Annotated in this window: 8 protein-coding genes; 7 read left to right on the top strand and 1 reads right to left on the bottom strand. The window is 71.3% G+C overall.

Annotation, left to right across the window (positions count from 1 at the left end; all coding sequences use genetic code 11):
• From smc to ligA, 4 genes are all read left to right on the top strand, one after another.
• The coding region (gene smc, locus VJ693_RS15705; protein ID WP_324155589.1) for a chromosome segregation protein SMC at positions 1-3,240 on the top strand (3,240 nt) is incomplete at its 5' end.
• A gap of 16 nt (positions 3,241-3,256) precedes the next feature.
• Positions 3,257-4,309, top strand: a complete 1,053-nt coding sequence (locus tag VJ693_RS15700) for a cell division protein ZipA C-terminal FtsZ-binding domain-containing protein (RefSeq protein ID WP_324155587.1) — start codon at positions 3,257-3,259, stop codon at positions 4,307-4,309.
• Between the two features lie 37 nt (positions 4,310-4,346).
• On the top strand, positions 4,347-5,666 hold the full coding sequence (locus VJ693_RS15695) for a hemolysin family protein (protein WP_324155585.1): 1,320 nt from the start codon (positions 4,347-4,349) through the stop codon (positions 5,664-5,666).
• 16 nt (positions 5,667-5,682) lie between these two features.
• Positions 5,683-7,758, top strand: a complete 2,076-nt coding sequence (gene ligA / locus VJ693_RS15690) for an NAD-dependent DNA ligase LigA (RefSeq protein WP_324155583.1) — start codon at positions 5,683-5,685, stop codon at positions 7,756-7,758.
• Between the two features lie 115 nt (positions 7,759-7,873).
• Here ligA and VJ693_RS15685 read toward each other — a convergent pair whose 3' ends face one another.
• Positions 7,874-8,422 (bottom strand): DUF1697 domain-containing protein, encoded by a 549-nt coding sequence (locus VJ693_RS15685; RefSeq protein ID WP_324155581.1) that lies wholly within the window; start codon positions 8,420-8,422, stop codon positions 7,874-7,876.
• Positions 8,423-8,474: 52 nt separating this feature from the next.
• Here VJ693_RS15685 and def point away from each other — a divergent pair, with 52 nt between their 5' ends.
• The 3 genes from def to VJ693_RS15670 all read left to right on the top strand — a co-directional run.
• Positions 8,475-9,026: a peptide deformylase gene (gene def, locus VJ693_RS15680; RefSeq protein ID WP_324155591.1), complete on the top strand. Its 552-nt coding sequence runs from the start codon at positions 8,475-8,477 to the stop codon at positions 9,024-9,026.
• 109 nt (positions 9,027-9,135) lie between these two features.
• Positions 9,136-11,106: a DUF6600 domain-containing protein gene (locus VJ693_RS15675; RefSeq protein WP_324155580.1), complete on the top strand. Its 1,971-nt coding sequence runs from the start codon at positions 9,136-9,138 to the stop codon at positions 11,104-11,106.
• 139 nt (positions 11,107-11,245) lie between these two features.
• Positions 11,246-13,197 (top strand): zinc-dependent metalloprotease (locus VJ693_RS15670; RefSeq protein WP_324155578.1); only part of this gene is annotated, 1,952 nt, incomplete at its 3' end.

The following is a 13,197-nucleotide window of genomic DNA, read 5'->3' as shown; positions in this document are numbered from 1 at the left end:
GGCCAGTGGGGCCAGTACGCCGAAGTGGCGGTCAAGCGCGTGCTGACGCGCGACGGCACCAGCAGCTACTACATCAACAACCAGCCGGTGCGGCGGCGGGACGTGCAGGACGTGTTCCTCGGCACGGGCCTGGGCCCCCGTGCGTACGCCATCATCGGCCAGGGCACGATCAGCCGGATCATCGAATCCAAGCCCGAGGAGTTGCGGCTGTTCCTCGAGGAAGCCGCGGGTGTCTCCAAGTACAAGGAGCGTCGCCGCGAGACCGAGAACCGGCTGAAGGACACGCGCGAGAACCTGACCCGTGTCGAAGACATCCTGCGCGAGCTGAACGCCAACCTCGACAAGCTCGAGCGCCAGGCCGAGGTGGCCTCGCAGTACCGCACGCTGCAGGATCAGGGCACGCTGAAGCTGCACCAGCTCTGGTTCCTCAAGCACCGCGACGCGGCCGCCGAGGAAGAGCGCGTCAAGCTCGCCTCGCTCGAAGCGACCAACGCGCTCGAAGCCCGACTGGCCGAGCTGCGCCATGTCGAGGCCGAGCTCGAGACCGTGCGCCAGGCACACTACGCCGCGTCCGACGCGCTGCACACCAGGCAGGGCGACCTCGCGCAGGCGCAGCTCGAGGTGAGCCGGCTCGAAGAGCGCATCCGCTACGTCGTCGAAGGGCGCCAGCGCGCCGAGGCGCGGCTGGCTGACCTGCAGGCGCAGAACGCCCAGTGGGCCGCGCGCCAGGGCGATGCCGAGGCCGAGCTGGAGACGATCGCCGAGCAGATCGCCGCGGCCGAGGAGCAGGCTGAAATCCTCGCTGCGCAGGCCGAAGAGCAATCGATGTCGGCGCCGCAGTTCGAGGATGCCGTGCGTGCCGCGCAGGCCAAGGCCAACGAGCAGCGTGGCCAGGTCACCCAGGTGCAGCAGCAGATCCAGCTGCTGGCCGTCGAAAGCCGCAACCTCGACGAGCAGACCCGCGCACTGCGCACCCGCCGCGAGCGCCTGGCCGCCGAACGCCAGGGCCTGGCCGCGCCGGACACCGAGCGCCTGGCGCAGCTGAAGGAAGACAGCGAAGCCGCCGACGCCTCGCGCGACGAGGCCGACGCGCGCCTGCACGAGCTGAGCGAAGAGGTGCCGCTGCTCGACGAGCAGCGCCGCACCCAGCACGACGCCGTGAACCGCGAATCGGCCAGGCAGGCCGACCTGTCGGCCCGGCTGGAGGCGCTGCGCGCGCTGCAGGAGAAGGTGCAGACCGAGGGCAAGCTCAAGCCCTGGCTCGCCAAGCACGGGCTGGAGGGGCTGCAGGGCTTGTGGACCCGGATCCACATCGAATCGGGCTGGGAAGTGGCGCTGGAGTCGGCGTTGCGCGAGCGGCTCAACGCGCTGTCGGTCGGCCGGCTCGACATCGTGCGCGCCTTCGCCGCCGATGCGCCGCCCGCCAAGCTGGCCTTCTATTCGCTGCCGCAGGCCGCGATCGCCAACACCCACCAGACACTGCCGCGCCTGAGCGAGCTGCTGCGCCTGAACGACGCCGGCCTGACGGCGCTGCTGAACGACTGGCTCGAAGGCGTCTACACGGCCGGCAGCCTCGACGAGGCGCTGGCCCAGCGCGGCCAGCTGACCCACGGCGAGGTCATCATGACCCGCGACGGCCACGCGGTGTCGCAGTTCGCGGTGGCCTTCTATGCGCCCGATTCCGAGCAGGCCGGCATGCTGGCCCGCGCCCAGGAGATCGAGAGCCTCGAGCGCGGCAGCCGCGCGCAGGCGCTGATCGCCGACGAGGCGCGCACCGCGCTGGTCCGCCACGAGGCGGCCTACACCGAGGCCTCGCAGCGCCTGGTGATCGCACGCCGCGAGTCGGCCGAGGTGCAGACCCGGGCGCACCAGCTGCACGTCGAGCTGCTGCGGCTGAGCCAGCAGGCCGAGGCCGCGAGCACGCGCCGCAACCAGCTCGAACAGGAGCTGGCCGAGATCGACGGCCAGATGGAAGAGATCTCCGAACGCCGCGTGACCGGCGAGGCGCGCTTCGAGGAGCTGGACATGCAGCTCGCCGACACACAGGAGCGCCACGCCGAGCTGGAAGAGGCCGTGATCCAGGCCGAGCGCCGGCAGGCCGACGCGCGCGAGCAACTGCGCTCGCTCGAGCGCCAGGCGCAGGAGGCACAGTTTCAGGCCCGCGCGCTCGCGGCGCGCCGCGGCGAGCTGCAGCGGTCGATCGAGACGGCGGCCAGCCAGGTCCAGGCCAATGCCCAGGCCGGCGAGCAGCTGCAGCTCGAGCTCGGCAGCTTCAACGATGCCGCGGCCCAGGCCGGCCTGCAGGACGCACTGGCGGTCAAGCTCGACAAGGAAGCCGCGCTGGCGGCCACGCGCAGCGAATACGACGACCTGTCGGCCAAGCTGCGCGCGGCCGACGAGCAGCGCCTGCAGTTCGAGCGCAGCCTGGATCCGCTGCGCGAGCAGATCACCAAGCTGCAGCTCGAAGCCCAGGCCGCCCAGCTCGGCGGCGCGCAGTACATGGAGCAGCTCACCGCCGCCGAGGTCGACCTGGCCGCCCTGGCCCAGACCATCGAAGACGGCAAGGTCAAGCTCTGGGGCCTGCAAGGCGAGATCGACCGCATCAACCGCGAGATCGCGGCGCTCGGCGCGGTGAACCTCGCGGCGCTGGACGAGTTGAGCGCGGCGCGCGAGCGCAAGACCTTCCTCGATGCGCAGAACGCCGACCTGAACGACGCGATCAGCACGCTGGAAGACGCGATCCACAAGATCGACCTGGAAACCCGCGACCTGCTGATGAGCACCTTCAACCAGGTCAACGAGGGTTTCGGCCGCATGTTCCCCAGCCTCTTCGGCGGCGGGCAGGCCAAGCTGATCATGACCGGCGACGAGGTGCTCGATGCCGGCGTGCAGGTGATGGCGCAGCCGCCGGGCAAGAAGAACTCGACCATCCACCTGCTGTCGGGTGGCGAGAAGGCGCTGACCGCGATCGCGCTGGTGTTTGCCATCTTCCTGCTGAACCCGGCGCCGTTCTGCCTGCTCGACGAGGTGGATGCGCCGCTGGACGACGCCAACACCGAGCGCTACGCCAAGCTGGTCAGCGAGATGTCCAAGGGCACGCAGTTCCTGTTCATCTCGCACAACAAGATCGCGATGGAAATGGCCGAGCAGCTGATCGGCGTGACGATGCAGGAGCAGGGCGTCTCGCGCATCGTGGCGGTCGACATGGAAGCGGCGGTCAGCATGGTGGAGGCGGCATGACGATGGGGCAGGCAAGATGACGCTGACCGTGGCGCTGGCGATGCTGGCCGGGCTGGTGCTGCTGGCCGTGGTGGTGCACGGCGCCTGGACCGCCCGGCGCGAGCAGCCGCGGCTGCCGCAGATGGCCGCCGGCGGCGAGCCCGCCGTGCGCACCGAGCCCACGCTGGCGCCGGATCCTCACGCCCAGCACGCCGACCACGGCGACCTGGGTGACCCGCGCCCGCTGCCCAGCGCAACGCTGCGCCGCCAGGCCAAGGTCGATGCGCTGATCGACGCGATCGCGACCATCACGCCCGAATCGCCGGTGACCGGCGACCTCGCGCTGCAGCACCTGCCCGGCAGCCGCCGCGCCGGCACCAAGCCCTTCCACATCGAGGGCCTGAACGCCGAGACCAGCGACTGGGAGCTGCCGCGCCCGGGCGAGCGCTACGGCCAGTTCCAGGCCGGGCTGCAAATGGCCAACCGCCACGGGGCGGTCAACGAGATCGAGTACTCCGAGTTCGTGCAGAAGATCGAGGCCTTTGCCGAGGGCCTGAGCGCGATGGCCGACTTCCCCGACATGCTCGACGCCGTGGCCCGCGCCCGCGAGCTCGATGCCTTTGCCAGCCAGCACGACGCGCAGCTGACGACCGTGCTGCGCGCCAACTCGATCGCCTGGTCGGTCGGCTACATCCAGCAGGCCGCCAGTCGCCATGGCTTCGTGCCCGGTTCGGTGCCCGGCCGCCTCGTGCTGCCGGCGGCGGAAGAGGGCGCCCCGCCGGTGCTGGTGCTGGCCTTCGACCCCCAGGCCGCGCTGGCCGAAGACCCCGGCCACGCGGCCTTGCGCGAGCTCCTGTTGAGCCTGGACGTGCCGCAGACGCTGGAGAGCGCCGAGCCCTTCGCGGCCTGGCAGGAGTGCGCCCGCAAGCTGGCCGACGACCTGGACGCGACGCTGGTCGACGACCAGGGCCAGCCGATCACGCTGCACGCCTTCGCCGCCATCGGGCAGGAGCTGGATCGGCTCTACCGGGCGCTGGAGGAACGCGACCTCGCCGCCGGCAGCCCCGCCGCACGGCGCCTGTTCAGCTAACGAGCCAGGCCCGCCGACTGGCCGTATGCTCGCGGCCATGCTGAGCCAACTGCTGATCATCGCGCTGCTGATCGCCGGCGCTGCGTTCTTCTCGGTGGCCGAGATCTCGATGGCCGCGGCGCGCCGACTCAGGCTGCGGCGCCTGGCCGACGACGGCGACACCCGTGCCGAACGGGTCATCGCGGTGCAGAACGCCCCCGGCCACTACTTCACGGTCGTGCAGATCGGCCTGAACATGGTCGCGATCCTCGGCGGCATCGTCGGCGAGGGGGCGCTGACCCCGCATTTCGCCGCCTTGCTCGGCTATGCCATGCCGGCGGAGCGGGCGCAGACGTTCGGTTTCGCGCTCTCGTTCCTGATCATCACCTCGCTGTTCATCGTGCTGGCCGACCTGGTGCCCAGGCGCCTGGGCATGAACGACCCGGAGCGGCTGGCGATGCGCACGGTCGGCCCGATGAGCGTGCTGACCGCGCTGCTCAAGCCGCTGGTCTGGATCTTCAATGGCCTGTCGGATGCGCTGTCGCGCCTGCTCGGCCTGCCGCAGCAGCGCGACGACCGCGTGACGCACCACGACATCCTTGCGCTGACCGAAGCCGGCGCTCAGGGCGGCGCCGTAGCCAGCCACGAGCAACAGGCGATCGAGAACATCTTCGAGCTCGACACCCGCACCGTCGAGAGCGCGATGACCACCCGCGAACGCGTCGTTTGGCTGTCGATGGACGACGAAGAGGCGCTGCTGCGCAACCGCGTGGCCGAGGCGCCGCACTCGACCTACCTGGTCTGCGGCGAGGGCATCGACGAGGTACTGGGCTACATCGACGCGACCGACCTGTTCCAGCGCATGCTGCTGGGCCAGCCCATCGGGCTGCGCGCCTGCAGCGATGCCGGCCTGGTCAAGAAGGTGCTGATCGTCCCCGACCGGCTGACGCTGGCCGAGATGCTGACCCAGTTCCGCAGCGCGCACGAGGACTTCGCCGTCATCGTCAACGAATACAGCCTGGTCGTCGGCGTGATCACCCTCAACGACGTGATGAGCACGGTGATGGGCAGCATGGTCTCGTCGCACGACGAGGAGCAGATCGTCCGCCGCGACGACGGCAGCTTCCTCGCCGATGGCAGCACCCCGGTGCCCGACCTGCAGCGCGCGCTGGGCATCGACGAGTGGCCCCAGGCCGGCCAGTACGACACCCTGGCCGGCTTCCTGATGGTGATGCTGCGCCGAATCCCCAAGCGCACCGACCGGGTCGTTTGGCAGGGCTGGCGCTTTGAGGTGATGGATGTGGACCGGTACCGGGTCGACCAGGTGATGGTCACGCGCGTCACGCAGGCGGGGCCTGGCGAGGGGCTGGCGCCATGAGGCACACTCCCGCCGCATGCCAGGACACGCTGATCACTCTGCCCCCGCCAAGCGCGCCGCCGAGCTGCGCACACAACTGCAGCACCACGCCCACGCCTACTACGTGCTCGACGCGCCCGAGATCCCGGACGCCGAGTACGACAAGCTGTTCCAGGAGCTGCAGGCGCTCGAAGAGGCCCACCCCGCGCTGCGCACGCCCGATTCGCCGACGCAGCGCGTGCTCGGCAAGGTGCTCGACGGCTTCACGCCGGTGCGCCATGCCGTGCCGATGCTCAGCATCCGCACCGAGACCGACACGACGGCCGGCGGCGCCGAGGCCTTCGATGGCCGGGTGCGGCGCGAGCTCGGGCTGACCGAGGGCGAGCCGCCGGTCGAATACGCCGCCGAGCTGAAGTTCGACGGCCTGGCGATCAACCTGCGCTACGAGCACGGTGTGCTGGTGCAGGCCGCCACGCGCGGCGATGGCGAGACCGGCGAGGACGTGACGCAGAACATCCGCACGATCAACCAGATTCCGCTGCGCTTGTGGGAGTGCGAGGCGCCGGTGCTCGAGATCCGCGGCGAGGTCTACATGCGGCGCGACGATTTCGAGGCGCTGAACGAGCGCCAGCGCACGCTGATCGCCGGTGGGGCGAAGAACGAGAAGACCTTCGTCAACCCGCGCAATGCCGCCGCCGGTGCGGTGCGCCAGCTCGACCCGGCGATCGCGGCGAAGCGGCCGTTGAGCTTCTTCGCCTACGGCCTGGGCGAGGTGAAGGATTGGGCGGTGCCCGACACCCACAGCGCGCTGCTCGACGCGATCGCGGTGCTCGGCGTGCCGGTGTGTGCCGATCGCGCGGTGGTCCACGGGGCGGCCGGGCTGGTCGACTTCCACCGCCGCATGGGCGAGAAGCGCGACGCGCTGCCGTTCGACATCGACGGCGTGGTCTACAAGGTCAACGACCGCGCGATCCAGGCGCGCCTGGGCTTCGTCAGCCGCGAGCCGCGCTGGGCGGTGGCGCACAAGTACCCGGCGCAGGAGCAGATGACCCGGCTGCTCGACATCGACATCCAGGTCGGCCGCACCGGCAAGCTGACGCCGGTGGCCAAGCTCGAGCCGGTGTTCGTCGGCGGCACGACGGTCAGCAACGCCACGCTGCACAACGAGGACGAGACCCGGCGCAAGGACGTTCGCATCGGCGACACGGTGATCGTGCGCCGCGCGGGGGACGTGATCCCCGAGGTGGTCGGCGTGGTCGCCGATCGGCGGCCGGCGAATGCCGGCGAGGCCTTCGACCTCTACAAGCGCCTGCATGGCCAGTGCCCCGTCTGCGGCAGCCCGATTGAGCGGCTGGAGGGTGAGGCCGACTGGCGCTGCACCGGCGGCCTGACCTGCCCGGCACAGCGCAAGCAGGCGCTGCTGCACTTCGCCGGCCGCCGCGCGATGGACATCGAGGGGCTGGGCGACAAGCTGGTCGACCAATTGGTCGACGCCGGCATCGTGAAGACCGTGCCCGACATCTACAAGCTCGGCTTCACCAGCCTCGCGGCGCTGGACCGCATGGGCGACAAGAGCGCGCAGAACCTGCTGGCGGGGATCGAGAAGAGCAAGTCGACGACGCTGGCGCGCTTTCTCTACAGCCTGGGCATCCGCCAGGTGGGCGAGACGACGGCCAAGGACCTGGCGCGCCACTTCGGCAACATCGACCGGCTGATGGATGCGCGCGTCGAGGAGCTGCTCGAAGTGAACGATGTCGGCCCGATCGTCGCCGAGAGCATCCGCCACTTCTTCGACCAGCCGCACCACCGCGAGGTGGTCGAGCAACTGCGCGCGGCCGGCGTGCACTGGCCCGACAGCCAGGGCACCGCGAGCGATGCGCCGCGGCCGCTGCTGGGCAAGACGCTGGTGCTGACCGGCACGCTGCCCACCCTGAGCCGCGACGAGGCCAAGGAGCTGATCGAGGCGGCGGGCGGCAAGGTGACGGGGTCCGTCTCGAAGAAGACCCACTACGTGATCGCCGGCGAGGAGGCCGGCAGCAAGCTGGACAAGGCGCGCGAGCTCGGCGTGACCGTGCTGGACGAAGCCGGCCTGCGCGCGCTGCTCGAGGGCTGAGCTACTTGCCCTGGTTGCCGCTGTACTTCGTCGTGTGGCCGAGCCGCAGGCCGGCGGCCGAGTCGGCGATCAGCGTCGCCAGCCGCTTCAGGCGGGAAATGCCCGGCGCGGGCGCTCAGGCGGCGTCGAGCAGGGCGCCGATCTTCAGCGCGGTGGCCCAGTTGCGCGTCGTCACCTCGTCGCGCAGGGCCTTGTCCAGCGCCTGTGCCGCGGGGCTGGCCAGGATGCCGTCGGTGCACAGCACGTAGGCGGCATGGCGGCCGCGTGAGATCGCGTCGGGCGCCCAATCCTGCCGGGCCAGCTTGTCGAGCGCGGCGCGCGCCGCCGTGTTGCGCCAGACGGCCACAAGCAGCCGCGACGGGTCGGTCATCCGGGCCAGCAGCGGGTTGTCGGAGAGCAGCTCGCGCCACTGGCCACCGTCGAGCACGGTCAGCTTGGCTTCGAAGCCGAACTGCGCGGGCAGGGCGGCTTCGATTCGCCGGGCGGCCTCGTCGGCCGAGCCGGTCGGGCCGTGGAAGACGACGTTGCCGCTGTTCAGCAGGGTCTCGACCCGGCTGTAGCCGAGCGAGCCGACCAGGGCGCGCAGCTCGGCCATCGGCATGCGCTTGGCCTTGCCGACGTTGATGCCGCGCAGCAGGCCGACGTAGGAAGTCGTGGTTTTCATGCTGGGCCGGATAATGCCCGCCTTTCTCGGCAAACCGAAGGAATGGCCGGCGATGGCGGTGCGAGAGATCCTGAAGATGGGCGACCCGCGGTTGTTGCGGGTGGCGCCGCCGGTCACGGCATTCGACACCCCCGACCTGCACGCGCTGGTGCAGGACATGTTCGACACGATGGCGGCGGCCAACGGCGCCGGCCTGGCGGCGCCGCAGATCGGCGTTGACCTGCAGGTGGTGATCTTCGGCTTCGAGCGCAGCGAGCGCTACCCCGATGCGCCGCCGGTGCCCCGGACCGTGCTGCTGAACCCCGAGATCACGCCGCTGCCCGAGGCCGACGGCAGCTTCGCCGAGGAAGAAGGCTGGGAAGGCTGCCTGTCGGTGCCGGGTTTGCGCGGCATCGTGCCGCGCCATCGCCGCATCCGCTACCGTGGGGTCGACGTGGCCGGGCGAACCATCGAGCGCGAGGCCGAGGGCTTCCATGCCCGGGTGGTGCAGCATGAATGCGACCACCTGATCGGGCGCCTGTACCCCACCCGCATGCGCGACCTGACCCGGCTCGGCTACACCAGCGTGCTGTTCCCGGGCCTGGACCCGGCGGGCGACGAGTGAAGGTCTTTTGCGGCCCGCGCCCGGTGCGCGGTTACACCCCGGCAACATGCCCCGGTCAGCCGGCCGGCCCGCAGCGGCGTTGAGAACCTGGATCCTCTGGAGACAAGTCATGAACATTTGGAAACATCGCTGGGCCCAGGCCGCACGCGGCCTCGCGGCGGCGCTGCTGGCCGGCGGCCTGGGGCTGCTGGCGCTGCCGGCACACGCCGACGATGACCCGCCGGGCCGTGTCGGCCGGCTGGCCGAGCTGCGCGGGCAGGTCTGGCTGCTCGAGGAAGGCCAGGGCGAGTGGCAGACCGCGGCGATCAACCGGCCGGTCACGACGGCCGACCGCATCGCCACCGACCGCGGTGGCCGCGCCGAGGTGCAGATCGGCTCGACCACGGTCCGCCTCGACGAGGCGAGCGACCTCGAGATCAGCCGCCTGGACGACGACCGCATTGAACTGACGCTGCACGGCGGCACCGCCTCGCTGCGGGTGCGCGAGCCCGAGGTGGCCCGCGAGGTGCAGTTCACCACGCCGGAAGGTCGCTTCATGCCGCGCGGCCCGGGCCTGTTCCGGATCGACCGCAGCGACCGCGGCAGTTTTGCCGGCGCGACCTTGGGCGAGCTCGACTTCGAGTCGGGCGACAGCCAGCTGACGCTGCACCCCGGCCAGCGCGCCGACCTGTGGTTCGACCCGAACGACCGGCGCACGCATTACAGCTGGTCCACGCCGGTCAATGACGACTTCGACCAATGGGTGCGCAGCGACGACGCGCGCGACCAGCAGTACGCCGCGCAGCACCCGATCTCACCCGAGATGACTGGCGCCGAAGACCTGGATCGCAATGGCCAGTGGGCCACGCACCCCGAGTACGGCGCGATCTGGTACCCGACGACCGTGGTGGCCGGCTGGTCGCCGTACCGCTACGGGCACTGGGCCTGGGTGCGCCCCTGGGGCTGGACCTGGGTGGACGATGCCTCCTGGGGCTTCGCACCGTTCCACTACGGCCGCTGGGTCTACTGGGGCAGCCGCTGGTGCTGGGCGCCGGGCGTTTACGTGCGCCGGCCGGTCTATGCGCCGGCCATGGTGGCCTGGGTCGGTGGGCCGCACCTGAGCGTGTCGGTGAACATCGGCGGCGGTCAGCCCGTGGGCTGGGTGCCGCTGGCGCCGCGCGAGGTCTACTACCCCGCCTACCGCGTCTCGCCGGTGTACATCACGCGGGTCAACGTGACCCACGTGAACCAGCCGGGGCCGCGGCCGAGCCGGCCGATCATGTATGCCAACAGCGGCGTGGCCGGTGGCGTGACGGTGGTGTCTTCGGATGTGCTGACCCGCCGCCAGGCGGTCGCGGCAGCGGCCCGCCCGGCGGACGACGCGGTCGTTCGCGCGGTTCGCAGTCAGCGCGGCTTCGAGCCGGTCACCCCGCCGACGCCGCCGAACGCCTCGTTCGCGCCGCGCCAGCCGGTTCAGCCGGGCAGGGCGGTCGTCACGCCGCCGCCCGGCCGCGCGGTCTCGCGAGGCAACCCGAACGACCCGCGTGGCGGCATGGCGCCGGCCGCGCGCCAGCCCGACGGGCCCGCGACCGGCCGGCCGCAGCCCGGTGCTGCCGTGCGCGAGGGCCGCGATGGGCCGGATGCGCGGCCGGAAACGCGGCAGGACAGCCGGCAGGACGTTCGCCCGCAGCGCGGCAACCCGCAAGGCGCCGCGCCCGGCACCGCCGGCGCGCCGGTGGCTCCGGCCGCCCAGCCCGACGGCGTGCGCCAGCACGTGCCTCGCCCGCCGGTCAGCCAACCGCAGCGCGAACCGAGCCGCGTGGTGCCGCAGCCGCGTCGCGAGGACGACGCACCCGGCTTCACGCCGGCGCCGCAGCGCGAACCGCGCGAGCAACGCGAGGCCGCGCCGCGGGCGATGCGTCCGGTCCAGCCGATGCAACCCATGCAGCCCGTGCAACCGATGCAGCAGCCTGCCCCGCGTGCCGTGCCGCGCGAAGAGCGCCAGCAGGAGCGGCAGGTCGAGCGCCAGCAGGAACGCCAGGAGCGCAAGCGCGACGCGCAACGCGAACCGCGCCGGGACGGGGCGAACTCTCTGAACTGAGCAGACTCGAAGCACACGGGCCGCGCAGGGCCGCGGCCCTGCGCGGCACAATCGCTGGACCCTGCGCCGTCGCGGTACCAATTGCTCGGTGCCGCGACGTTCTTTCGCCTCCCGCCCGCCGGGCCGATACCGCCAAGACATGCTTTTCGCCGCCGACCGCGCCCGCCTCGGGTGCACCTTGACCTGCGCCGGGCTGCTGTTGAGCCTGGCGGCCTGTGCCGCGGTGCCGGCGGCCACCCCGCCGGGGGCTGCCGTGGCGGCGGATGCCCCGGCCTCGGCAGCGAGCCAGGCGGTGGCGACCGGCGCCAAGCCCGGCACCCCGCCCGCCACCCCGGCGGCAGGCGCCCCGCCGCCCTTCGCCACCGTCATCAAGGAAGCGCACCGGACCGACGGCCTGCTGCCGCTGTGGCAGAAGGACGAAAAGGTCTGGTTCGAGCTGCGGCCCGGCGATTTCAACAAGCCGCTGTTCCTCTCGCCCAAGCTGTCGCATGGCATCGGCGAGCAGGCCCTCTTCGGCGGCAGCATGCTCGGCTACGGGCTCTGGGGGCGGCCGCAGATCGTCGAGTTCCGCCGCCAGCACAACCAGGTGTTGCTGGTGGCGCGCAACGAGCGTTACCTCGCCGCGGCCGGCTCGCCCGAGGCGCGCTCGGTGGCCATCGCCTTCTCCGACAGCCTGCTGGGCAGCGCCCCCGTCGCCAGCCTGCCGCAGGCCGACACGAAGGCGGTGCTCGTCGAGGCGAACGGCATCTTCGTCGCCGACCTGCTCGGCCTCGGGATCAACCTGCAGCGCACCTACCGGCAGAACTACAACTTCGATGCGCGCAACTCCGCCTTCACCACCGTGCGCAGCGAGCCGGACGTGGTGACGCTGGAGCTGAACCTGCACTTCGCCACCGCCAGCCTGGCGTCAGCCATGCCCGGGCAGCCACCGACCGCGCCGGTGCCGCAACTGCCCAACACGCTGCCCGACCCGCGCAGCATGTTCCTCGGCGTTCACTACTCGCTGGCCGCCTTGCCGGCGCAGCCGATGAACCCGCGCCGGGCCGACCCGCGCATCGGCTACTTCACGACCACCGTGCTCGATTTCGGCAACGACAACGCGCGCACGCCGAATCGCCATTACGTGCGACGCTGGCGGCTCGAGAAGAAGGACCCGGCGGCCGAGCTGTCGGAGCCCGTCAAGCCGATCACCTTCTGGCTCGACCGCGACGTGCCGCTGAAGTACCGCGACACCATCACGCGCGGTGCTCTGGCCTGGAACGCCGCCTTCGAGCGCATCGGCTTCAAGAACGCGCTGGTCGTCAAGCAGCAGCCCGATGACGCCACCTTCGACACGCTGGACCTGCGGGTCGCCTCGATCCGCTGGATGACCAACGCCGATCCGGCCTTCGGCGCGATCGGCCCCAGCCACGTCGACCCGCGCACCGGCGAGATCCTCGATGCCGACATCGGCATCGAGAGCCTGTCGTCGCGCGACCGTCGCTACGTGCGTTCCCAGATCCTCACGGGGCGGCCGATGGCCGACGCGGCTGCCTTGCTGCAATCGGACGACCCGGCGCGGCTGTCCGAGCTGATGCAGCACGGCGAGGATGCGCTGCAGTGCCAGCATGGCGCACTGGCCGCCGAGCAGCTGGGCTATGCGCTCGACGTGCTCGAGGCGCGCGGCGACCTCGACCCCGACAGCCCCGAGGCCGAGGCCTTCGTGCAGGCCTATCTGTTCGACGTGACGATGCACGAAGTCGGCCACACGCTGGGCCTGCGGCACAACTTCCGCTCCTCGCGCATCTACAGCGACCGGCAGCTCTCCGACCCCGAGTTCACCCGCAGCCACAGCCTGGCCGGCTCGGTGATGGAGTACGCGCCGGTCAACCTGGGCCGTCCGGGCGAGCCGGCGCCGGCGCCGTTCCAGAGCACCCTGGGCCCCTACGACTACTGGGCGATCGAGTACGCCTACAAACCGTTCCGCGAGGGCAGCAGCGCTGCCCAGCAGGAGGCCGAGCTGCAACGCATCGCCGCACGCTCGCCCGAGCCGCTGCTGGCCTACGGCACCGATGAGGACAACCTGCTCGGGCTGGACCCGGAGTCGCTGGT

The organism is Ideonella sp. (assembly GCF_035254525.1).
In the GTDB taxonomy this organism is placed as follows: domain Bacteria; phylum Pseudomonadota; class Gammaproteobacteria; order Burkholderiales; family Burkholderiaceae_C; genus Ideonella.
This window is presented reverse-complemented; position numbering and strand designations above follow the sequence as displayed.